General features: G+C 70.0%; 23 protein-coding genes and 1 tRNA gene. 15 read left to right on the forward strand and 9 right to left on the reverse strand.

Annotation, left to right across the window (positions count from 1 at the left end; all coding sequences use genetic code 11):
• Positions 1-16 precede the first annotated feature (16 nt).
• From E7742_RS01815 to E7742_RS01835, 5 genes are all read left to right on the forward strand, one after another.
• Entirely contained in the window at positions 17-703 is a 687-nt protein-coding gene (locus tag E7742_RS01815; protein ID WP_137797363.1) for a response regulator transcription factor, read from the forward strand.
• Positions 703-2,166, forward strand: a complete 1,464-nt coding sequence (locus E7742_RS01820) for an ATP-binding protein (RefSeq protein ID WP_441346874.1) — start codon at positions 703-705, stop codon at positions 2,164-2,166. Before E7742_RS01815 ends, E7742_RS01820 begins: the two co-directional genes overlap by 1 nt.
• A gap of 177 nt (positions 2,167-2,343) precedes the next feature.
• The gene (locus tag E7742_RS01825; RefSeq protein ID WP_137797364.1) at positions 2,344-3,708 is read left to right on the forward strand and encodes a S1C family serine protease; all 1,365 of its coding nucleotides are present in this window, start codon (positions 2,344-2,346) and stop codon (positions 3,706-3,708) included.
• Between the two features lie 95 nt (positions 3,709-3,803).
• Entirely contained in the window at positions 3,804-4,298 is a 495-nt protein-coding gene (locus tag E7742_RS01830; protein ID WP_217497518.1) for a MogA/MoaB family molybdenum cofactor biosynthesis protein, read from the forward strand.
• Between the two features lie 32 nt (positions 4,299-4,330).
• A complete protein-coding gene (locus E7742_RS01835; protein WP_137797366.1) occupies positions 4,331-4,522 on the forward strand; it encodes a hypothetical protein in 192 nt (63 codons plus the stop codon).
• Here the strand turns inward: E7742_RS01835 and mscL are convergent.
• From mscL to E7742_RS01855, 4 genes are all read right to left on the reverse strand, one after another.
• Positions 4,513-4,980 (reverse strand): large conductance mechanosensitive channel protein MscL, encoded by a 468-nt coding sequence (mscL, locus tag E7742_RS01840; protein WP_137797367.1) that lies wholly within the window; start codon positions 4,978-4,980, stop codon positions 4,513-4,515. The genes E7742_RS01835 and mscL overlap by 10 nt on opposite strands.
• Before the next feature lie 38 nt (positions 4,981-5,018).
• Positions 5,019-5,726, reverse strand: coding sequence for an SAF domain-containing protein (locus tag E7742_RS01845; RefSeq protein WP_137797368.1), 708 nt, complete (start codon positions 5,724-5,726; stop codon positions 5,019-5,021).
• Positions 5,727-5,828: 102 nt separating this feature from the next.
• Positions 5,829-6,134 (reverse strand): FmdB family zinc ribbon protein, encoded by a 306-nt coding sequence (locus tag E7742_RS01850; RefSeq protein ID WP_137797369.1) that lies wholly within the window; start codon positions 6,132-6,134, stop codon positions 5,829-5,831.
• A 90-nt stretch (positions 6,135-6,224) separates the two neighbouring features.
• Positions 6,225-6,836 carry a 5-formyltetrahydrofolate cyclo-ligase gene (locus E7742_RS01855; RefSeq protein ID WP_137797370.1) on the reverse strand — a complete coding sequence of 204 codons (612 nt, stop codon included), beginning with the start codon at positions 6,834-6,836 and terminating at the stop codon, positions 6,225-6,227.
• Positions 6,837-6,896: 60 nt separating this feature from the next.
• On the opposite strand from E7742_RS01855, the gene E7742_RS01860 reads away from it, so the two are divergent.
• From E7742_RS01860 to E7742_RS01870, 3 genes are read left to right on the forward strand one after another with little or no spacing between them, the layout of a single operon-like run.
• On the forward strand, positions 6,897-7,820 hold the full coding sequence (locus E7742_RS01860; RefSeq protein ID WP_137797371.1) for a UTP--glucose-1-phosphate uridylyltransferase: 924 nt from the start codon (positions 6,897-6,899) through the stop codon (positions 7,818-7,820).
• A gap of 40 nt (positions 7,821-7,860) precedes the next feature.
• Entirely contained in the window at positions 7,861-9,120 is a 1,260-nt protein-coding gene (gene glp / locus E7742_RS01865; protein WP_137797372.1) for a molybdotransferase-like divisome protein Glp, read from the forward strand.
• Positions 9,121-9,127: 7 nt separating this feature from the next.
• The gene (locus tag E7742_RS01870) at positions 9,128-9,763 is read left to right on the forward strand and encodes a GNAT family N-acetyltransferase (protein ID WP_137797373.1); all 636 of its coding nucleotides are present in this window, start codon (positions 9,128-9,130) and stop codon (positions 9,761-9,763) included.
• Positions 9,764-9,790: 27 nt separating this feature from the next.
• Here the strand turns inward: E7742_RS01870 and E7742_RS01875 are convergent, their stop codons facing one another.
• Entirely contained in the window at positions 9,791-10,528 is a 738-nt protein-coding gene (locus E7742_RS01875) for an MspA family porin (protein WP_137797374.1), read from the reverse strand.
• 503 nt (positions 10,529-11,031) lie between these two features.
• Between E7742_RS01875 and sepX the strand changes: the two genes are divergently transcribed.
• Positions 11,032-11,853 (forward strand): divisome protein SepX/GlpR, encoded by an 822-nt coding sequence (sepX, locus tag E7742_RS01880; protein ID WP_137797375.1) that lies wholly within the window; start codon positions 11,032-11,034, stop codon positions 11,851-11,853.
• 147 nt (positions 11,854-12,000) lie between these two features.
• Positions 12,001-12,076, forward strand: a tRNA-Ala gene (locus E7742_RS01885).
• Positions 12,077-12,173: 97 nt separating this feature from the next.
• On the opposite strand, the gene E7742_RS01890 is transcribed toward E7742_RS01885, so the two are convergent.
• A complete protein-coding gene (locus E7742_RS01890) occupies positions 12,174-12,590 on the reverse strand; it encodes a helix-turn-helix domain-containing protein (protein ID WP_137797376.1) in 417 nt (138 codons plus the stop codon).
• 241 nt (positions 12,591-12,831) lie between these two features.
• Between E7742_RS01890 and E7742_RS23100 the strand changes: the two genes are divergently transcribed.
• Both E7742_RS23100 and E7742_RS01895 read left to right on the forward strand, forming a co-directional pair.
• The gene (locus E7742_RS23100) at positions 12,832-12,975 is read left to right on the forward strand and encodes a hypothetical protein (protein WP_175420366.1); all 144 of its coding nucleotides are present in this window, start codon (positions 12,832-12,834) and stop codon (positions 12,973-12,975) included.
• Positions 12,976-13,098: 123 nt separating this feature from the next.
• Positions 13,099-13,938, forward strand: a complete 840-nt coding sequence (locus E7742_RS01895) for an SDR family oxidoreductase (protein ID WP_137797377.1) — start codon at positions 13,099-13,101, stop codon at positions 13,936-13,938.
• Here E7742_RS01895 and E7742_RS01900 read toward each other — a convergent pair.
• The gene (locus E7742_RS01900; RefSeq protein ID WP_137797378.1) at positions 13,922-14,635 is read right to left on the reverse strand and encodes an ABC transporter ATP-binding protein; all 714 of its coding nucleotides are present in this window, start codon (positions 14,633-14,635) and stop codon (positions 13,922-13,924) included. The two genes, E7742_RS01895 and E7742_RS01900, sit on opposite strands and share 17 nt — an antisense overlap.
• 37 nt (positions 14,636-14,672) lie before the next feature.
• Positions 14,673-15,740, reverse strand: a complete 1,068-nt coding sequence (locus tag E7742_RS01905) for an ABC transporter permease (protein WP_137797379.1) — start codon at positions 15,738-15,740, stop codon at positions 14,673-14,675.
• 127 nt (positions 15,741-15,867) lie between these two features.
• Here E7742_RS01905 and E7742_RS01910 point away from each other — a divergent pair, with 127 nt between their 5' ends.
• Genes E7742_RS01910 through E7742_RS01920 form a run of 3 tightly spaced genes read left to right on the forward strand, consistent with a single transcriptional unit; the run spans position 15,868 to position 18,236 of the window.
• Entirely contained in the window at positions 15,868-17,079 is a 1,212-nt protein-coding gene (locus E7742_RS01910; protein WP_137797380.1) for a sensor histidine kinase, read from the forward strand.
• Complete coding sequence (locus E7742_RS01915) at positions 17,076-17,702, forward strand: response regulator (RefSeq protein ID WP_137797381.1); 627 nt, start codon at positions 17,076-17,078, stop codon at positions 17,700-17,702. Before E7742_RS01910 ends, E7742_RS01915 begins: the two co-directional genes overlap by 4 nt.
• A gap of 24 nt (positions 17,703-17,726) precedes the next feature.
• The gene (locus E7742_RS01920) at positions 17,727-18,236 is read left to right on the forward strand and encodes a DUF2505 domain-containing protein (protein WP_137797382.1); all 510 of its coding nucleotides are present in this window, start codon (positions 17,727-17,729) and stop codon (positions 18,234-18,236) included.
• A 12-nt stretch (positions 18,237-18,248) separates the two neighbouring features.
• On the opposite strand, the gene soxR is transcribed toward E7742_RS01920, so the two are convergent.
• Complete coding sequence (gene soxR, locus E7742_RS01925; RefSeq protein ID WP_137801009.1) at positions 18,249-18,710, reverse strand: redox-sensitive transcriptional activator SoxR; 462 nt, start codon at positions 18,708-18,710, stop codon at positions 18,249-18,251.
• Positions 18,711-18,742 lie beyond the last annotated feature (32 nt).

Consider the following 18,742-nt stretch of genomic DNA (forward strand, 5'->3'; position numbering starts at 1 on the left):
GGGCCAAAATGTCGGCATGCGCATTTTGGTGGTCGACGACGACCGGGCGGTCCGGGACTCGCTGCGGCGGTCGCTGAGCTTCAACGGCTACACGGTCGAGCTCGCCGTCGACGGTATGGATGCGCTCGAGAAGGTCGCGGCGTCGCGGCCCGATGCGTTGGTGCTCGACGTCATGATGCCGCGCCTGGACGGCCTCGAAGTGTGCCGGCGGCTGCGCAGCACCGGCGACGATCTGCCGATCCTGGTGCTGACCGCCCGGGACTCGGTGTCCGAACGGGTGGCCGGGCTCGACGCCGGCGCCGACGACTACCTGCCCAAACCGTTCGCGCTCGAGGAGCTGCTGGCCCGGCTGCGGGCGCTGCTGCGCCGCGCGACCCCGGCCGGGGGCGACGACTCCGAGGCGATGCGATTCGAGGATCTCACCCTCGACCCGGTCACCCGGGAGGTCACACGCGGTGGCCGCTCGATCAGCCTCACCCGCACCGAGTTCGCGCTGCTCGAGATGCTGATGGCGAACCCACGGCGGGTGCTCTCGCGCAGTCGGATCCTCGAGGAGGTGTGGGGGTACGACTTCCCGACGTCGGGCAACGCGCTCGAGGTCTACGTCGGCTACCTGCGGCGCAAGACCGAGGCCGACGGTGAGCCGCGCCTGATCCACACGGTGCGCGGCGTCGGCTACGTCCTGCGGGAGACCCCGCCCTGATGGTCGCTCCCTTCGGAAGGCCCGGGACGCGGCCGGACGGTCCGGGTGCCGCGCCCGGCGCGACGGCGCCCCGGCGCGGCGAGATGCGTCCGCCGATGCCGCTGACGCGGTCGGTGTCGCTGCGATGGCGGGTGACGCTGCTCGCGGCGTCGGTCGTGGCGATCGCGGTCGCCGTCATGGCGGTCGCGGCGTACGCGGTGGTCGCGCGCGCCCTCTACAACGACGTCGACAAGCAGCTGCAGTCGCGCGCGTCGTCGATCGTCGACAACGAACTCATCACCTTCGATCCGCGGTACATCGCCGGGGCGACGCTGTACACCAGCGACATCAGTGTGGCGCTGATCTTCCCGGACCTGAACAAGTACATCCCACCGGGATCGGTGGTGCCCATCGGCCCGGCCGAGATGGCGGTGGCGCGGGGCCAGCGGGACTTCTCGCTGCGCACCGTCGAGGACAGCCGGGTGCTGGCCGAGAGGACGCGCGACGGCAGCACGCTGGTGATCGCGCAGCGGCTCCAACCCACCGAGGACATCCTCGACCGGCTGGCGTGGGTGTTGTTCGTGGTCGGCGGCTGCGGCGTCGTGCTGGCGGCCGCGGCCGGGACCACCGTGGGCCGGACCGGGCTGCGGCCGATCGCCCGGCTCACGGCGGCCACCGAGCGGGTCGCCCGCACCGACGACCTCACGCCCATTCCCGTCACCGGGCACGACGAACTGGCGCGGCTGACAACCAGTTTCAACACCATGCTGCGGGCGCTCGCGGAGTCGCGGGCGCGGCAGGGCCGGCTGGTGGCCGACGCCGGCCACGAGCTGCGCACCCCACTCACGTCGCTGCGCACCAACATGGAACTGCTCATCGCGTCGAGTCGCCCGGGCGCACCGCACATTCCGGACCAGGACATGGCCGACCTCCGCGCCGACGTCATGGCGCAGATCGAGGAGCTGTCCACCCTGGTCGGCGATCTGGTCGATCTCGCGCGTGAGGACGCCCCCGAGACCGTCTTCGAACTCGTCGACCTCAGCGAGGTCGTCGAACGTTCGCTCGAGAAGGCCCGCCGGCGGCGCAACGAGATCGACTTCGAGGCGGTCACCACGCCGTGGTTCATCTACGGCGATCAGGCGGGTCTGTCCCGGGCGGTCCTCAACGTGCTCGACAACGCCGCGAAGTGGAGTCCGTCGGGGCAGCACGTCGATGTCCGCATGCGCCAGATCGGCGACCGGCTCCTGGAACTGACCGTCGACGACGCCGGACCGGGCATTCCCGTCGAGGAGCGCGAACTGGTCTTCGAGCGCTTCTACCGGTCCACGGCGTCACGGTCGATGCCCGGCTCCGGGCTGGGGCTGGCGATCGTGCGGCAGGTGGTCGTCAAGCACGGCGGCACCATCGCCGTCGAGACCTCCCGGCGCGGCGGCGCGCTCATCCGGATCGTGCTGCCGGGCGAGCCCCACCCCGGCGTCCACTGACCCGGCGCAGCGGCGGTCACGGATCGCGCGTACGGCGCCCTCGGGTGGAAACCGCAGCAACACCACGGGAAACTGAAAGCGGTGTCTCAGCGGCCTCTCAGCCGTGCCGGGCAACCTGGAAGTCGACGACCGGACTCGTCCCGCACCACGCGGGCGGTCACGACAGAAGGCGGTGCGATGACCGACGACCGTAACCCTCACGGCGGCCCCGACCAAGGAGCCCCGCAGCACGGCGCGCCCTACCAGGGCTCCGACCGACAGGGTGACCCGCAGGATCCGTGGCGCTACCAGCAGAACCCGACCCAGGGCGCCGGCTACCCCGGCGCCGCGGGCGGGCACGGCTACCAGCAGCACGGCTACCCCGGCTACCAGCAGCAGCCCACCGAGCAGTTCCCCGGTGTCGGGACGACGGGCACACTGCCCACCACCGGCGCGCCCACGCCGCGGGAGCCTCGCCGGGTGGGCCGGTCCGCGCTGGTCGCCGGCGCGATCGCGTTGGCCCTGGTGAGCGGTGGCATCGGCGGTGTGGTCGGCTCGCTCGCGACGTCCGACAACGGCAGCGCGCCGGTCACCAATGCGCTCGACGCGCCCAAGCCGAGCACGAGCAACGCGTCCAACGCGCCGCAGGGATCGGTCGAGGCGGTCGCCGCCAAGGTGGTGCCGAGCGTGGTGCAGATCCAGGTCGCCGGCAGTCGCGGCGAAGGAGAAGGGTCCGGCGTGATCCTGTCGTCCGACGGCCTCATCATGACCAACAACCACGTGGTCTCCGGCGGCGGCTCCGACGGCAAACTCATGGTCGCGTTCTCGGACGGCTCCACCGCGCCCGCCACGCTCGTCGGTACCGACCCGACGTCGGACATCGCGGTCATCAAGGTCCAGGGCAAGTCGGACCTGACGCCGATCGAACTGGGCTCTTCGGACGGCGTCCAGGTCGGCGAGCAGGTCGTCGCGGTCGGCTCCCCGCTGGGCCTGGCCGGCACCGTCACCTCGGGCATCATCTCCGCACTCGACCGACCGGTGTCGACCAGCGGGGAGCAGGGCAACCAGAACACCGTCATCGACGCCATCCAGACCGACGCCGCGATCAACCCCGGTAACTCCGGCGGCGCGCTCGTGAACATGGACGGTCAGCTCATCGGCATCAACACCGCCATCGCCACCGCCGGCGGACAGGGCGGTTCGATCGGCCTGGGCTTCGCGATTCCGGTGGACCAGGCGCGACGCATCGCCGACGAGCTGTCCAAGACCGGGAAGGCGACGCAGGCGATCATCGGCGTCCAGGTCTCGGCGAAGGACACCACCACCGGCGGCGCCGCGGTCGTGGACGTCACCCCGGGCAGCCCCGCCGAGAAGGCCGGAATTCCCAAGGGCGCCACCGTGACCAAGGTCGACGACCGGGTGATCACCTCGGGTGATTCGCTGATCGCGGCCATCCGTTCCCACGCCCCCGGCGACACCGTGCAGGTGACGTACACCGATCAGTCGGGCAGCCCGCGGACCGTCGACGTCCAGCTGGCCGGACAGTCGCAGGGTGGTCGTTGATGAATTTCGGAGACCGCCCGGCGCTGCACGCCGTTCTCGGACACGTTCCGACCGTGTCGGGCGCAGTGTCGGGCGCGCCCATTACGGTAGGGGCCATGGAACTCGAAGCACCGCTGGCCGGACGCGCGCTGGTCGTGATCGTCGATGATCGGACCGCCCACGGCGACGTCGACTCGACGGGCCCGCTCGTGACGGAACTGCTCACCGAGGCGGGATTCCTGGTGGACGCGACGGTTGCGGTGTCCGCCGACGAGGTGGAGATCCGCAACGCGCTCAACACCGCGGTGATCGGCGGTGTCGACCTGGTGATCTCGGTCGGCGGCACCGGGGTCTCGCCCCGCGACGTCACCCCCGACGCGACGGCCGAGGTGCTCGATCGGGAACTGCCGGGCATCAGTGAGGCGCTGCGCTCGTCCGGTCTCGCGGCCGGCGCGGTCGACGCCGTGGTCTCCCGCGGACTCGTCGGCATCTCCGGCAGCACCCTGGTCGCCAACCTGGCGGCCTCGCGGGCCGCCGTGCGGGACGGGATGGCCACCCTCACCCCGCTCGCGAGCTACGTCATCGGGCAGCTCTCGGGCATCGAAGAATAGAAACGAACGACTGACAAGGCGGCACGACAGTCATGGCGAATCCAGAGCCGGACGAGCGGACCCCCGACCGGAAGCGGGACCGGGTGGACCGGGCACGCCTGGACGCGATCTTCGGAACCGTCCTGCCGGAGCAGACGTCGGACGAGCGCTCCCGCGACGGCGCGTTCACGTCGGGCGGCCAGGACGAGTGGTTGCGGCGGCAGGTGCCGCCGCATCACGGCTGACGGTCCGAGGGCGGCTGGTCGAGCGCGTCGGCGTGCCGACCGTTCCCGGAGACCGATCCGGAGGCGGACTCGCCGATGCGCCCCTCCGCAAGGATGTCGCGGATCTGGATGAGCAGGTCGGCCTCGCTCGCCTTCGTGTCCTCCTTCTCGGTCGCGAACCGCGCCTTGACCGCGTTGGCCGGCACGATCAGCACGAAGTAGACGACCGCCGCGATGATGACGAAGTTGATCACCGCGGAGACGACGGCGCCGACGTTGACGAAGGTGGCGTCGTTCCCGGCGATGATCTCCTTTCCCCAGCCGTACTCGTCCGACCCGCCCACTGCCGCGACCAACGGATTGACGATGTTGTTCGTGAACGCTGTGACGATCGCGGTGAACGCCGTGCCCACGACGACCGCGACGGCGAGGTCGAGAACGCTGCCGCGGAGCAGGAAGTCCTTGAATCCCTTGAGCATGTGAGCCTCTCCCGAGTGTGTGCCGATCGGGGCGAACACTAGTGCAGCGTCACGGTGATGGCGTCGGTGAGCGAGGCCGCCGCGACGGCGCTCGCGTCGGGGGCGGCGAGCGCGAGCATCACCACCCGGTCGCGTCGGGCGGCTGAAGGCTGTTCCGGTGTCACCAGGACGACGGTCGCCCCGGAGGCCAGCACGGTGGCCGTGGGCGGGCGGGAGGCGTCGGTGTCGCGGGCGGCGCCGACGGTCAGGACGTCCACGCGGTCGCCCTCGCGGATCAGGTCGGCCAGTCCCGCGTCCGACAATCGGACGGGGACGACGCGGGCGTCGGCGGTACCCGCGGCGGCCTCGGCCAGTCGGGGACCGAGCAGGCGGACGTCGGTGAGGATCTCGCCGCCGCGCACGGGGGAGGCGACGGTGCGGCCGACGACCGCGTCGAGGCCGCGGACGGCGGAACCGGGGACCTCGGCCCCGCGCCGGTCGACGGTGCGGAGGTCGTCGGGAGTCAGGACGCGGCCGGGAGTCAGATCGTGCGCCGCGACGACCACCGGATCGCCGGAGTCTTCGCGCCCGTCGCGGACCACCATGACGACGGCGACGAGGACGAGCAGGGCGGCCGCGGCCCTGCGGGCCGCGTCGGTCCGTGCCCACCCCGGGCGCAGGAACGGGCCGAGCCGGCCGCCGAGGGTCGGCGCCAGTGTCCCGTCCCGGTCGGACCCGGGGCGTCGGCGGAACAGATCGTGAGCCATGACGGGAACGGTAGGGCCCGGGCAGGACGGACGACCCCGTGCGCGCCTGGATCCGGAACCCGCCTGTGGATGACCGGTGGGCTGTGGAAAACCTGCTGTGGACTAGCTGGCAGCGGCGGGCGCGGACGTGCCGGACGACGAGCCGGCAGCGCTGGACGAACTCGTGCTGGACGAGCTCGTGCTGGACGAGGAGTCGCTCTTCTTCGCCGGCTCACTGGCCGTGCTCGACCCGCCGCGGCTGTCGGTGCGGTAGAAGCCGCTGCCCTTGAAGACGATGCCGACCGAGTTGAAGAGCTTGCGGAGCTTGCCGGAGCACTCCGGGCAGACGGTCAGGGTGTCGTCGGTGAACGACTGCACGATGTCGAATCGGTTGTCGCACTCGGTGCAGGCGTACGAGTAGGTGGGCACTGGGTCCTCCGCAGGTGTAGCGCATGGTGTAGTCAAACCGCAGGTGTTGGCACTCTACAGTCGACAGTGCCAACAGTGTTAACCCACCGGCTATTCCGGTTCCGATCCGGCCGGACCCAGGCGCACCAGCCCGTGCCCCGGGGTGAGCGCGTGGGTCATCGCGACGTCGTGCGGATCGGCCGGCAGCGACGGCACCAGCTCGCTGTCGCGGACCACGGCCACCAGTGCGGTGCCGGGGGTCACCAGGCCGAGTGTGCGGTCGTAGAAGCCGGCCCCCCGGCCGAGGCGCACCCCGCGCCGATCGACCGCCAGCGCCGGCACGAAGACCACGGCGGCGCTGCCGACCTCGGCGAACGACAGGGCCCGACCGCTCGGTTCGCGCAGTCCGTAGCTCGCCGTGACCAGATTCTCGGACCCGGTGAATTCGGCCCACTCGAGGGGGCCGGGCTCTCCCGTGACGGGCACCAGGACGCGGCGGCCGGCGCGGCGCAGTGCGTCGAGCATCGCGAGCGAACCCGGTTCGGAGCCGACGGGCACGTACGCGCAGACGGTTCTGCCGTCGCGGTGGGCGGCCAGGGCGTCGGCAGCCGGTGTGACGGAAGAGACCAAGGCAGCGGCCTCGGCGGCTCTGGTCTCGGGGTCCAGGCCGCGGCGTTCGCTCAATACGTGTGTCCGCCATTCCGGCTTGGAGAGCGCTTTCATGATCGCCACCTTAGGATCGCTCCGACCGACCGCGGGGGTCGGTGGATAGGGTGGTGAGTTATGACAGATGCCGTCACCAATGACAACAGGTGCTTTCGGACGGCGGTCGTTCCGGCTGCAGGGATGGGAACACGGTTCCTACCTGCGACGAAGACCGTCCCGAAGGAGTTACTCCCGGTGGTCGACACCCCGGGCATCGAGTTGGTGGCGGGAGAGGCGGCCGACTCCGGAGCCAACCGTCTCGTCATCGTGACCTCGCCGGGCAAGGACGGTGTCGTCGCTCACTTCGTCGAGGATCTCGTCCTCGAGAGCAAGCTCGAAGCCAGCGGCAAGTACCACCTTCTGGAGAAGGTGCGGAAGGCGCCGGGACTGCTCGAGGTCGACTCGGTCATCCAGGAGGAGCCGCTCGGCCTCGGTCACGCGGTCGGCTGCGCCGAGGCCGTGCTCGACGATGACGAGGACGCCATCGCGGTGCTCCTGCCGGACGATCTCGTCATGCCGCGCGGGGTGCTCGAGACCATGGCGCGCGTCCGCGCCAAGCGGGGCGGCACCGTGCTGTGCGCCATCGACGTTCCCAAGGAGCAGGTCAGCGCGTACGGCGTGTTCGAGGTCGAGACCGTGCCGGACGCCACCAACCCGGATGTCCTCAAGGTCACCGGCATGGTCGAGAAGCCCGCGATGGAGGACGCACCGTCCACGTTCGCGGCGGCCGGGCGCTACCTGCTCGACCGGGCGATCTTCGACGCGCTGCGCCGGATCACCCCGGGGGCGGGCGGGGAGCTGCAGCTCACCGACGCCATCGCACTGCTCATCTCCGAGGGCCACCCGGTCCACGTCGTCGTCCATCGCGGAACTCGACACGATCTGGGAAATCCCGGCGGCTACCTGCGTGCTGCGGTTGACTTTGCGTTGGACAGCGAGGAGTACGGCCCGTCGCTGCGCGAATGGCTGACCGACCGTCTGCAACAGCCGTCCGCCGAATAGCGTTTCGTAGAAGTACAGGGTCGGGAGGACGAGGAACCACATGCGCTCGGTTGAGGAGCAGCAGTCGCGAGTGACTGCTGCCGCGGTGGCCCCCCGGCCCGTCCGGGTAGCAATCTCCGAGGCACAGGGGCTGCTGTGCGCCGAGGAAGTGGTGACCGAACGGCCACTGCCCGGGTTCGACCAGGCCGCGATCGACGGCTACGCGGTACGCAGCGTCGACGTCCTCGCCGCGGGCACCGACATCCGCGGCGAGGACGGCGAACCGACCGAGCTGACCCTGCCCGTCGTCGGTGAGGTGACCGCGGGGTCGCGCCAGCCGATCCGCCTGCAACCCCGGCAGGCGGTGCGTGTCGACACCGGCGCCCCCCTGCCGACGCTGGCGGACGCGGTCCTTCCCATGGATCGCACGGACGGCGGTCATGCCCGGGTCAAGGTCTACAAGCCGGTCCGCTCCGGCGACTACGTGCGCCGCGCGGGCGACGACGTCCAGCCCGGCGACGTCGCGGTGCGCGCCGGCACGATCATCGGCGCCGCCCAGGTGGGGCTGCTCGCCGCCGTGGGCCGGGACAAGGTGCTGGTGCACCCGCGTCCGCGGCTGTCGGTGATCTCCGTGGGCGGCGAATTGGTCGACATCGACCGCACTCCCGGCCCGGGCCAGGTGTACGACGTCAACTCGTACGCGCTGGCGGCCGCGGCCCGCGACGCGGGCGCCGACGTCAATCGGGTCGGCATCGCGACGATGGATCCGCGCCGGTTGCGGGAGGTCGTCGAGGGGCAGCTCATCCGTTCCGAGATCGTCGTCATCGCGGGCGCGGTCGGCGGCGGCGCCTCCGACGAGGTCCGCGAGGCCCTCGCCGATCTCGGTGATCTCGAGGTCGAGCGCGTGGCCATGCATCCCGGCTCGGTGCAGGGCTTCGGCCAGCTCGGGCGCGACGAGGTCCCGACGTTCCTGCTGCCCTCGAACCCGGTCAGTGCCCTCGTGGTGTTCGAGGTGATGGTGCGTCCGCTCATCCGCATCGCGTTGGGCCGGCGTCAGCCGATGCGCCGGATCGTCACCGCCCGGACGGTCGCGCCCATCACGTCGATCGCCAATCGCAAGGGATTCCTGCGCGGCCAGCTGATGCGCGACGAGACGACGGGGGAGTACCTGGTGCAGGCACTCGGCGGTGCGCCGGGCGCGTCGTCGCACCTGCTCGCCACCCTGGCGGAGGCCAACTGCCTCGTGCTCGTGGACCCGGAGGTCACCGAGATCCGCTCCGGTGAAGAGGTGGAAGTCGCCTTCCTTGCGCAGCGGGGCTGAGCGGCGGGTGGCCGTGCATCCGGGGTGGCCCGCACGGCTCGGACCGTTGCGTGTCGCTGCCGGCCGGGTCACGTTACGCCCCATCCGGTTACGCGATGCTGCCGTGTGGAGCCGGATGCGGATCGACAATCGCGCGGAGCTCGAACCGTGGGAACCGACGGGGCAGGCGCCCTGGGCGGACCGTCACCACGTGACGGCCTGGCCCGGGCTGTGCTCGAGTCTGCGGTCCGAGGCTCGCAAGGGGCGGATGCTGCCGATGACGATCGAGGTGGACGGCACCTTCCGCGGGCAGATCACCGTCGGCAACATCATTCGTGGCGCGCTCAGCTCCGCGTGGATCGGCTACTGGGTCGACAAGGCGGTGGGGGGACAGGGCGTGGCCACCGCCGCGCTCGCGCTGGGACTGGACCACTGCTTCGGACCCATGGGGCTGCACCGGGTGGACGCGACGGTCAGGCCCGAGAACCTCGCGAGCCGAGCGGTGCTGGAGCACGCGGGATTCCGTGAGGAGGGGCTGCTGCGCCGGTATCTCGACGTCGACGGCGAGTGGCGCGACCACCTGTTGGTCGCGATGACCGTCGAGGAGGTTCCCGGGTCGGTGTCCGACCGTCTGGTGCGCGCGGGCCGCGCCACGTGGGCGTGACCCGCGCGTCCCGAAGTCGGGTGGACGTCAGACGATGACCGGCGGCCCGTAGCTGACGACCACGTCGTCGGCCACGTCGGTGGACGCGGTGAAGAGGGCGTACGAGCGAATCGAGACCGTTCCGATCGCACTGTTGACCTCGAGGTGGATGTCGCGCAGCGTGATGGCGCACTGCATCGACCTGCACTCCTTCCGCTGCACCGGAACCGTCGCGATGGTGCCGGGGGTGATCTGCGTCGACAGATTGCCCTCCACCGGAGTCTCGACGCCCACCTCGAGCGCCTGCCCGTTGAACAGTTCCACCACCGGGGGGACCTCGGGATCCCCGGTGAGGATCAGGTTCTCGGACGTCTCCGGGATGTACACCACGCCCGGCGTGATCCCCGCGTTGCCGGTGATCACCGCGCCGTTGGAGATGTCGGCCTGGTAGCCGATCTGGTAGCCGACCTCGAGCACACCGCCCGTGAACGGGGCGCCGCCGTTGCCGCTGACGGTCGCCAGCGAGCGTCCACTCGCGAAGACGTCCCGGGTGAACTGGTTCCCGGACAGCGGCACCACGCTGTTGACGGATTGGCCCGTCTGGGTGACGTCGAGTTGCCACCCGTCGAAACTGACGGCATGGGCCGAGGTGTCGGGCTGGGAACTGACCGCGGCACCCGCGGAGCCCACGGTCACCGTCAGCGCGAGGGCGGCAGCGCCGGCGGCGACGGCGGTGCCGGACCGGACGAGCCTGCGGCGAAGGAGAGACCGGCGATTTCCGTGCATGGGAATTCCTCGTCTTCGTTCGTTTCGCGACCGGGGACGCCGGCCTCGGGGGCATTGATGGCGGGTCGACGACTGGTGGGTTTGTGTGCGATCGAGTATTGGCTCCCAATCACTCACGCGTAAGATTTTGGCGACTTGTTTTCATGAATTTCATAAAGGAACGCTAACGATTCGATGACGCGCGTCAATTGCGCCATTCGCGGCAAACCAGCCGAATTGGCATATTGGATAGCTTGCATTCTTCGCGTGGACGGAAAAGCGGGACCGCCGCGGCGCTGCGGTGCCCGGGGTCCCCGACGCCCCGCGCTACGGCACCCGAGCCCACCCGGCGTGAATCTCGAGGCTGCAATTTCGCTCTCGAGAGGTGATAATCGAGTGACGGGTGTGACACCTGCGAAAGGTGAGTCGGCGCGTCGGCGCCGACGCGAGGTCGGATGCCACTACCCTGAACGGGTCATTGGCGTCATACGTGCTGGTAGACGAATGGGAGGAGGGCCGCCGGAATGCCGAGTTCCTCGATCATCTGGGTCGCGCTCGTCGCTGTCTGGCTGTTCGTCCTTGTACCGATGCTCGTCAGCAGGCGGCCTCGCATCCGACAGACCACGGACGCGGCACTCGCCACTCGAGTGCTCTTCCGGGGTGGGGCGAGTCGGCCGGCACGCGGACCGGCGGCCGGACACCGCAGCGACCCCAACTGGCAGCACGGACCCACCAGTCAGAGCAGTGACACCCACGGCGACGACATGTACGGCACAGACGCGGAGGACCGAATGGACGTTCACGCCGATCCCGAGATGACGGACGACGCAGCCGATCGGACGCGCGGCGCAGCGCGGGACTTCGTCCCGAACCGGCGCGGGCGCGGTGGCTTCGACCCCGAGGCGGACGCGATCGCGCGGGCGGCCCGGTATCAGTTCCGCCAGCGCGCGGTCCTGGGGCTGGTGTTCGCGGCCCTGCTGACCGCCGGTCTCGCCGTCGCGCTCACATCGGTGATGTGGTCGGTGTTCGCCGTGGTGGCGTGCGCGCTCGTCGGATACCTCGCGTACCTGCGTCGCCAGGTCAATCTGGAGCAGGAGATCCGTCGTCGCCGGATGGCGCGCCTCGGACGCGCGCGCCTGGGTGTCGAGTCCGACTCCGACGACGAACTCCGCCTCGTGCCGTCACGGCTGCGTCGACCCGGCGCGGTCGTGCTCGAGGTCGACGACGGCGATCCGGCCTTCGATCATCTCGATCATTACGACGCCGAGGCGGTGGAGTACGGCGACCGTCGCGGCTACGACGGCTACGCCGACGGGCACGGCATGCGCCGCGCGTCCGGCATGTGACGTTCGAATGCACGGGGCGCCCGGTCACTTCGGTGGCCGGGCGCCCTTGTCGTTCGGCTCTTTTCGGCTCCTGACCAGCCGATTCGTCGATCGGGCCCGGGTGCTGTTAGAGTTTGCGAGCGGTCAGCGAAAGCGAGACCGTGGTTCGGGGCTGTGGCGCAGTTGGTAGCGCGCTTCGTTCGCATCGAAGAGGTCAGGGGTTCGATTCCCCTCAGCTCCACCACAAGAAGGCCCCTCCCTCGGGAGGGGCCTTCTTCGTGTCCGGGCTTCGTGTTTCGGGCTCTCGTGTCCCGGGCTGCTCGGCGCTCGTCCGGGCGCCCTCAGCGCGAGGCGTCCGGCGGAATCTCGGGCAGACCCTCGGCGGCCCGGAGTTTCTCCGCCAGCGTCGTCAGGAGCGCCTGCGATTCCTCCGACAGATCGAAGGCGCGGGTGGTGAGCCGGCGCAATCCGTAGCCCTGCAACTGCGACAGCAGTTCGAGGTCGTGGTCGACCTTCGCGGCGTAGATGTCGTTGAAGAAGTACGCCGGCTTGACCTTGAAGAATTTCGCGAATGCCGCGACCGTCTCGTCGGAGGGGTTGGTGCGCTGGCCGGACCGCAGCTGCGAGATGTACGGCTTGGAGATCTGATGCCCGTCCGCGACCAGAGCGTTCGCCACCTCGGCGTTCGTGTGGGGCTTTCGTCCCGGAGGGTGGACGGTGTCGAAGAGCTTGTTGAGCCGTGCAGCGAAGTCAGACATCGCGACGATAGTAGCACCGGAGGTAACCAACGGGTAGCTCACAAACAATGATCGGTCAATTGTTCGGCATGGTTCCGGATGACTACTTTCGTTCCCGCCGGTCGGTACATTGTTCGCCCAGTAGCCTCGCGATAGCTCACTGACGGAGCGGTATTCCGGCCCCGCCGTGGTCGGGTCCGTTCGGTACTACGCCTGGAAAAAACGGGTCACTGCGCGGAAACTGGGATTCATGGACCGCAGAATGAGCGACAACGAATTGCGTCGGGCGATTCGCGTGCTGCGCGAGCGCGCGGACGACGCGCGCAGCCATGGCCGCCCGGAGGACGCGGACGGCATCGAGAGGACCATCCGCGACTATCAGGACGAGATGACACAGCGTCTCTGACGAGATGACACAGCGTCTCTGACGAGGCGGCGCGGCGTCTCCGACGAGGCGCGTAGTGGCGTGCGCCACGTACACTGCCGACACGGATCGAATCGTGAAGTGAAGGTGGGGGAGCAGCGCGCAATGGCGATCACGACGCTCGACGGAAAGAAGTGCCTGATCACCGGTGCTGCCAGCGGGATCGGTCGCGCCACCGCGGTCGCCGCGGCGGGGCGAGGCGCCGAACTCTTCCTCACCGACGTCAACGAGGTGGGCCTCGCCGAGACGGTCGCCATCGTCGGCCGCGCGGGCGGCACCGTGAGCTTCTCTGCCGCGCTGGACATCTCGGACTTCGAGGCCGTCACCGCGTTCGCCGACGAGATCCACGAGCAGTTCGGCAGCCTCGACGTCGTCATGAACGTCGCCGGCATCTCCGCATGGGGCACCGTGGAGAATCTCGAGCATCGGCACTGGAAGTCGATGGTGGACGTGAATCTGATGGGGCCGATCCACGTCATCGAGCGGTTCGTGCCACCGATGATCGCCGCCGGCCGCGGCGGACATCTCGTCAACGTCTCGTCCGCGGCCGGTCTCCTGGCACTGCCCTGGCACGCCGCGTACAGCGCCGGCAAGTTCGGTCTGCGCGGGGTGTCGGAGGTGCTGCGGTACGACCTCAAACGGCACGGTATCGGGGTGAGCCTCGTCGTTCCCGGGGGCGTCCGGACGCCCCTGGTCGACACCGTCCAGATCGCGGGCGTCGATCGCTCCGATCCGCGGGTCCAGAAGCTCACCTGGCGGTTCGAGAAGCGCGCGGTCACACCCGAGAAGGTCGCCACCTGCATTCTCGCGGGGATCGAGAAGAACCGGTACCTGGTCTACACGTCGGGCGATGTCCGGTTCGGGTATTGGTGGGCCCGTAAGTTCGCACCGCCGTACGAGTTCGTGATGCAGAAGGCCAACGACCGGTTCAGCAAGCTGCTCTAGGGGCCTGCTGCCGGGAGCCGGCCGGTGCGGCGGAGCGCAGCGCTCCGCTGTGCATCTCGTACGCCGCGTCGACGAGATCGAGTTGGCTCAGATCGTGGGTCACCATGACCGTCGCGACCGACCGTTCGCGGCTGAGTTCGGCCAACAGCGCGACGATCTCCCGGCTCCGCTCCTCGTCCAGCGCCGAGGTCGGCTCGTCCACCAGCAGCACCGCGGGATCGTTCACGAGGGACCGAGCGATCGCCACCCGCTGCCGCTGGCCACCGGACAGCTGGTTGGGCCGCCGGTCCAGTTGGCCTTCCAGACCCAGGCTGCAGAGCAGTTCGCGGGCGCGGGCGCGGCCGTCCCGGACCGAGCCGCCGCCGAGATGGGTGATCATCAGCAGTTGCTCGGTGGCGGTGAGCGACGGCAGCAGATTCGACTGTTGGAAGACGAAGCCGAGCTTCTCGCGGCGCACGTCGGTGCGCTCGCCGCGGTCCAACCCGGTCACGTCCGTCCCGTCGATCGCCACCGTGCCGGCATCCGGTGCGGTGAGTAGCCCGGCGACGGCGAGCAGGCTGGACTTACCGGAGCCGGACGGTCCGGTGACCGCCACCAGTTGTCCTAGGGCCACGTGCAGGTCGACGTCGTCGAGGGCGCGGAGGCGGCTGTCGCCGTCGGGGTAGGTGAGGACGATGTCGCGGAGGTCGATGCTCATCGAGCGGTCCTTTCGGGGACGTGGGTGGGGCGGGGGGTCAGCGGGCGTTCGCGAGCGCGGTCTGCGGGTCGATCGAGACGATGCGCGCCAGGGCCGCGGCGGCGCCGATCATGCCCATCACGATGAGGGCGGCGAAGGGGACCAGAGTGCCCGACACCGTCAGCGTGAACGGGACGAACCGGGATGCGATGGCGCCCAGTCCCACTGCGGCGAGGCTGCCCAGTCCGGCGCCGAGGGTCAGCACGATCAGGGACTGCCCGAGCGCGTCCTTCAACAGGTACTTCGTGGAGGCACCGACGGCCTTGAGGACCGCGAGGTCCTGGCCGCGCTGGATGGTCCAGACGGTGAAGAACGCGCCGACGACCAGAGCGCTGACGGTCATCAGCATGGCCTGCATGAGCAGCAGCGATCCGCGCTCGGAGGTGTACGAGCCGATGGCCGCGAGCGCGCCCTTCTCGTCGGTGACGGCCGTCCCGGACGCCGCCGCCGCGCGGTCGCCGTCGAAGCCTCCGGTCGTGCGCAGTGCGATCACGGTGCCGTCGCTGCCGCCGGCCGACGGCAACGACGCCCAGGCGCCGTGGTCGATCCACACCACCGGCTGATGACTGTAGAACGCGTCGTCGACGAGTGCGGCCACCTCGAAATTGCTGCCGCCGATCGCGATCCGACTGCCCACGCCCCAACCGTTGTCGTGCGCGAGGTCGGCGTCCACCGCCGCGGAATGCGCGTCGAGTGGCACGGGCGAGACGAACGAGCTGCCGTCGACGCCGAACGCGGAGGCCGCGACGTCCCGGGTGCCGGTGGAGATTCGGACCGGTGCGATGCCGACGAGGGCGGCGGCGTCGACACCCTCCGCGGCGGCAAGTGCGTCACGCTGCTGTGCGGACACGGAGGATTCGCCGAAGGACAGTGCCTGACCGTCGGCCGGCTCGCCGAACGCGAAGTGGTCCGCGCCCAGCTGCTGCACGGCGGCGACGGACTGGTTACCCAGTCCCGAGGTGAGTCCGGACAGCATGACGACCATCAGGGAGATCAGAAACAGCGCCGAGCTCATGAGTGCGAACCGGCCCTTGGCGAAACGGAGGTCTCGGATACTGAGGAACATGTGATCCAGCCTCGTCCGGACGCCCGCCGGCGGCATCGCGCATCGGTTGGGTTCCACGCTCCATCGAAAGTTGGAGATCCCTGGTCACGGCCACGATTGCCCGGTCGGCGGTGTTAGCGTGAATGCAATGCGGAACCCTGACGACTACCACGGCGACACGGCGCACCGTGGTGGCGTGGCACCCGTGTTGCGCGTCATGCAGATCGGTGCGCACGCCCTCTTCGTGGCGCTGTTGGCCGTCGGGACCGGGCGGGCCCTGGCCGCCGACGACGGACGCTGGTGGATTCCGGTGCTCGCGCTGGCCGAACTGGGCTGGTACGGGTCGGGTGTCGTCTTCGCGAGACGTAGCCGCGACACCGGTGCGTCCGCGGGACGGCTGTGGCTCGGTGTCCTGGTGCTCGGCTGGCTGGTGCTGGTGCTCGCGAGTCCCGACTTCGTGTGGCTGTCGTTCGCGTTGTTCTTCCTCTGTTTCCATCTGCTGTCGGTCCCGCAGGCGCTCGGGGCGACGGTCGCCCTGACCGCGGTGTCGGTCTCCGCGAGCCTGTGGCACGGCGTGACCAACACGACCGCGTCGATCGTGGGGCCGGCGATCGGCGCGGCCGTCGCGGCCGGCATGGCGGTGGTGTACCAGCAGTTGGTGCAGGAGGCGTCCGAGCGTCAGTCGCTGGTGGACGAACTGACCGAGGCGCATCGCGAGTTGCTGGGGGCGCAGGACGAACTGGTTGCGTTGCAACGTGAATCCGGTGCGCTCGCCGAACGGTCGCGGCTGGCGCGCGACATCCACGACACCCTCGCCCAGGGCTTCTCGTCGATTCTGCTGCTGGCCCGGGCCGGGGCCCGCAACTCCGAGCCGGTGCCGATCTTCGACCAGATCGCCGAGACCGCGCAGCAGAACCTCATCGAGGCGCGGCGGGTGGTCGCGGCACTGGCGCCCGCGGACCTCGAGACGGCGCCGCTCGAGTCGGCGCTGCGCCGCCTGCTCGATCGATTGACCGACCAGACCGGCATCGCCGGCGAACTGATCACCGACGGAGAGGCGGTCGCGCTGCCGATGGACTACGACGTGGCCCTGTTGCGCGTCGCGCAGAGTGCGCTCGCGAACGTACGGCTGCACTCGCACGCGCAGCGGGTACGGGTGACGCTCGGTCACGCCGGCGACGAGGTTCGACTCGACATCGTCGACGACGGTGTCGGTTTCGATGCGCGTGAGGCCGGCGGGTTCGGTCTGCGCGCGATGCGTGACCGGCTGGCGGAGCTCGGCGGGACGCTGGTCGTCGAATCCGCTCCCGGCGACGGAACCGCCGTGGCGGCAACACTTCCCGTCGGGAGGGCGGTGTGAGGAAGGTCCGGGTCCTGTTGGTCGACGACCATCCGGTGGTACGTGCCGGTCTGCGCGCCCTCCTGGCGTCCCACGACGGTATCGAGGTGCTGGCCGAGGCGGCCTCCGGGGAGCAGGCCGTCGCACTGGCGGCGGACGCGAAACCCGATGTGGTGCTGATGGACCTGCGTCTGGGGGCCGGGATCGACGGCGCGTCCGCGACCGCGCGGATCACCGCGGCGCCGGAGCCGCCGCGGGTGGTAGTGCTCACCACGTACGACACCGATGCCGACATCCTGCGCGCCGTCGAGGCCGGGGCGTCGGGATATCTGCTCAAGGACACCGCGCCGGACGTCCTGATCGACTCGGTGTTCGCCGCGGCGCGCGGCGAGACGGTCCTGGGGCCGGACGTCGCGCAGCGGTTGTACCGGCGGATGCAGCAGCCTCGGGCCGATCTCAGTGCCCGCGAGGTCGAGGTGCTCGCGCTCGTCGCCGAGGGCCTGTCGAATCGGGCAATTGCGAAGCAGCTGTTCGTGAGTGAGGCCACGGTGAAGTCGCATCTCGTGCACGCGTTCACCAAGCTGGAGGTCGACAGTCGCACCGCCGCGGTGGCCGCGGCGCGCGAACGTGGCCTCATCGCCTGACCGGGCGGAGTACCGTCTGGTGGCATGCCGAAGCAATTCGAGTTCTCGGCCGAGTTCGACCATCCCGTCGAGCGCGTGCACGCGCTGCTCACCGACGAGGAGTACTGGCGCTCGCGCGTGGCCGACGGCCCGCGTGCCGCGGTTCGGGTGGGCGCGGAACAGGACACGGACGGCGTGCCCGTCGTGACGGTGACGATGACCGACGTGGTCGACGCGGACGGCTTTCCGGCGCTGGTGCGCAAGGTGGTTCGCGGCGAGATGCGCATGGAGCGGGTGGACGTGTGGCGACCCGTCGCCGACGGCCGGGCAGCGGGGCGGGTACGCGGTACCTCCAGCGGAATTCCCGTCGCGATCGACGGCGAGTACGCGTTGAGCCCCCGCGGCGGCGGCTCGGTGCTCGACGTGCGCGGAACGATCACGGTGCGGATCCCCCTCGTCGGCGGCCAGATCGAGCTCCTCGCGCGGCAGATGGTGTCGCAGATGGTCGAGCGCGACGGCGACGAGGCGCGGCGGCGGCTGAGCGCCGCCGAGTGAGTCCGGAACGGATCACTCCAGGTCGACGTCGAGGACCCGCGCGCCGGGGCCTTCGCCGCCGAGTTCGTCGTGCGGGTTGGCGAGCGTGCAGCTCGCCATCGAGAGGCAACCGCAACCGATGCAGCCGGTGAGGTCGTCGCGCAGGCGGGTGAGTTGTTCGATGCGGCGGTCGAGGTCCGCGTGCCACCGGCTCGACAGCCGGGCCCAGTCGTTGCGGGTGGGAGTGCGGCCGTCGGGCAGCGTGGAGAGGGCGTCCCGGATCTCCGCGAGCGGTATGCCCACCCGCTGCGACAACCGGACGAACGCGACCCGGCGCAGCGTCTCCCGTTTGTACCGACGCTGGTTCCCGCTCGTGCGGCGGCTCGAGATCAGCCCTTCGCGCTCGTAGAAGTGCAGAGCGGAGACCGCGACCCCACTGCGCTCCGACAGCTGCCCGGGCGTCAGTTCCCGGGTGTTCCATTCCGGCATGTCCACGAGGTCCTTCTTCCGGCCATCGTCGGTCTCGG

It is taken from the genome of Rhodococcus sp. SGAir0479, assembly GCF_005484805.1.
GTDB lineage: Bacteria > Actinomycetota > Actinomycetes > Mycobacteriales > Mycobacteriaceae > Prescottella.

What these genes read in the sequence shown, in the direction of transcription:
- E7742_RS01815 (WP_137797363.1), top strand. Translation starts at nt 17, where the DNA reads ATGCGCATTTTGGTGGTCGACGACGACCGGGCGGTCCGGGACTCGCTG.
- E7742_RS01820 (WP_441346874.1), top strand. Translation starts at nt 703, where the DNA reads ATGGTCGCTCCCTTCGGAAGGCCCGGGACGCGGCCGGACGGTCCGGGT.
- E7742_RS01825 (WP_137797364.1), top strand. Translation starts at nt 2,344, where the DNA reads ATGACCGACGACCGTAACCCTCACGGCGGCCCCGACCAAGGAGCCCCG.
- E7742_RS01830 (WP_217497518.1), top strand. Translation starts at nt 3,804, where the DNA reads ATGGAACTCGAAGCACCGCTGGCCGGACGCGCGCTGGTCGTGATCGTC.
- E7742_RS01835 (WP_137797366.1), top strand. Translation starts at nt 4,331, where the DNA reads ATGGCGAATCCAGAGCCGGACGAGCGGACCCCCGACCGGAAGCGGGAC.
- mscL (WP_137797367.1), bottom strand. Translation starts at nt 4,980, where the DNA reads ATGCTCAAGGGATTCAAGGACTTCCTGCTCCGCGGCAGCGTTCTCGAC.
- E7742_RS01845 (WP_137797368.1), bottom strand. Translation starts at nt 5,726, where the DNA reads ATGGCTCACGATCTGTTCCGCCGACGCCCCGGGTCCGACCGGGACGGG.
- E7742_RS01855 (WP_137797370.1), bottom strand. Translation starts at nt 6,836, where the DNA reads ATGAAAGCGCTCTCCAAGCCGGAATGGCGGACACACGTATTGAGCGAA.
- E7742_RS01860 (WP_137797371.1), top strand. Translation starts at nt 6,897, where the DNA reads ATGACAGATGCCGTCACCAATGACAACAGGTGCTTTCGGACGGCGGTC.
- glp (WP_137797372.1), top strand. Translation starts at nt 7,861, where the DNA reads ATGCGCTCGGTTGAGGAGCAGCAGTCGCGAGTGACTGCTGCCGCGGTG.
- E7742_RS01875 (WP_137797374.1), bottom strand. Translation starts at nt 10,528, where the DNA reads ATGCACGGAAATCGCCGGTCTCTCCTTCGCCGCAGGCTCGTCCGGTCC.
- sepX (WP_137797375.1), top strand. Translation starts at nt 11,032, where the DNA reads ATGCCGAGTTCCTCGATCATCTGGGTCGCGCTCGTCGCTGTCTGGCTG.
- E7742_RS01890 (WP_137797376.1), bottom strand. Translation starts at nt 12,590, where the DNA reads ATGTCTGACTTCGCTGCACGGCTCAACAAGCTCTTCGACACCGTCCAC.
- E7742_RS23100 (WP_175420366.1), top strand. Translation starts at nt 12,832, where the DNA reads ATGAGCGACAACGAATTGCGTCGGGCGATTCGCGTGCTGCGCGAGCGC.
- E7742_RS01895 (WP_137797377.1), top strand. Translation starts at nt 13,099, where the DNA reads ATGGCGATCACGACGCTCGACGGAAAGAAGTGCCTGATCACCGGTGCT.
- E7742_RS01900 (WP_137797378.1), bottom strand. Translation starts at nt 14,635, where the DNA reads ATGAGCATCGACCTCCGCGACATCGTCCTCACCTACCCCGACGGCGAC.
- E7742_RS01905 (WP_137797379.1), bottom strand. Translation starts at nt 15,740, where the DNA reads ATGTTCCTCAGTATCCGAGACCTCCGTTTCGCCAAGGGCCGGTTCGCA.
- E7742_RS01910 (WP_137797380.1), top strand. Translation starts at nt 15,868, where the DNA reads ATGCGGAACCCTGACGACTACCACGGCGACACGGCGCACCGTGGTGGC.
- E7742_RS01920 (WP_137797382.1), top strand. Translation starts at nt 17,727, where the DNA reads ATGCCGAAGCAATTCGAGTTCTCGGCCGAGTTCGACCATCCCGTCGAG.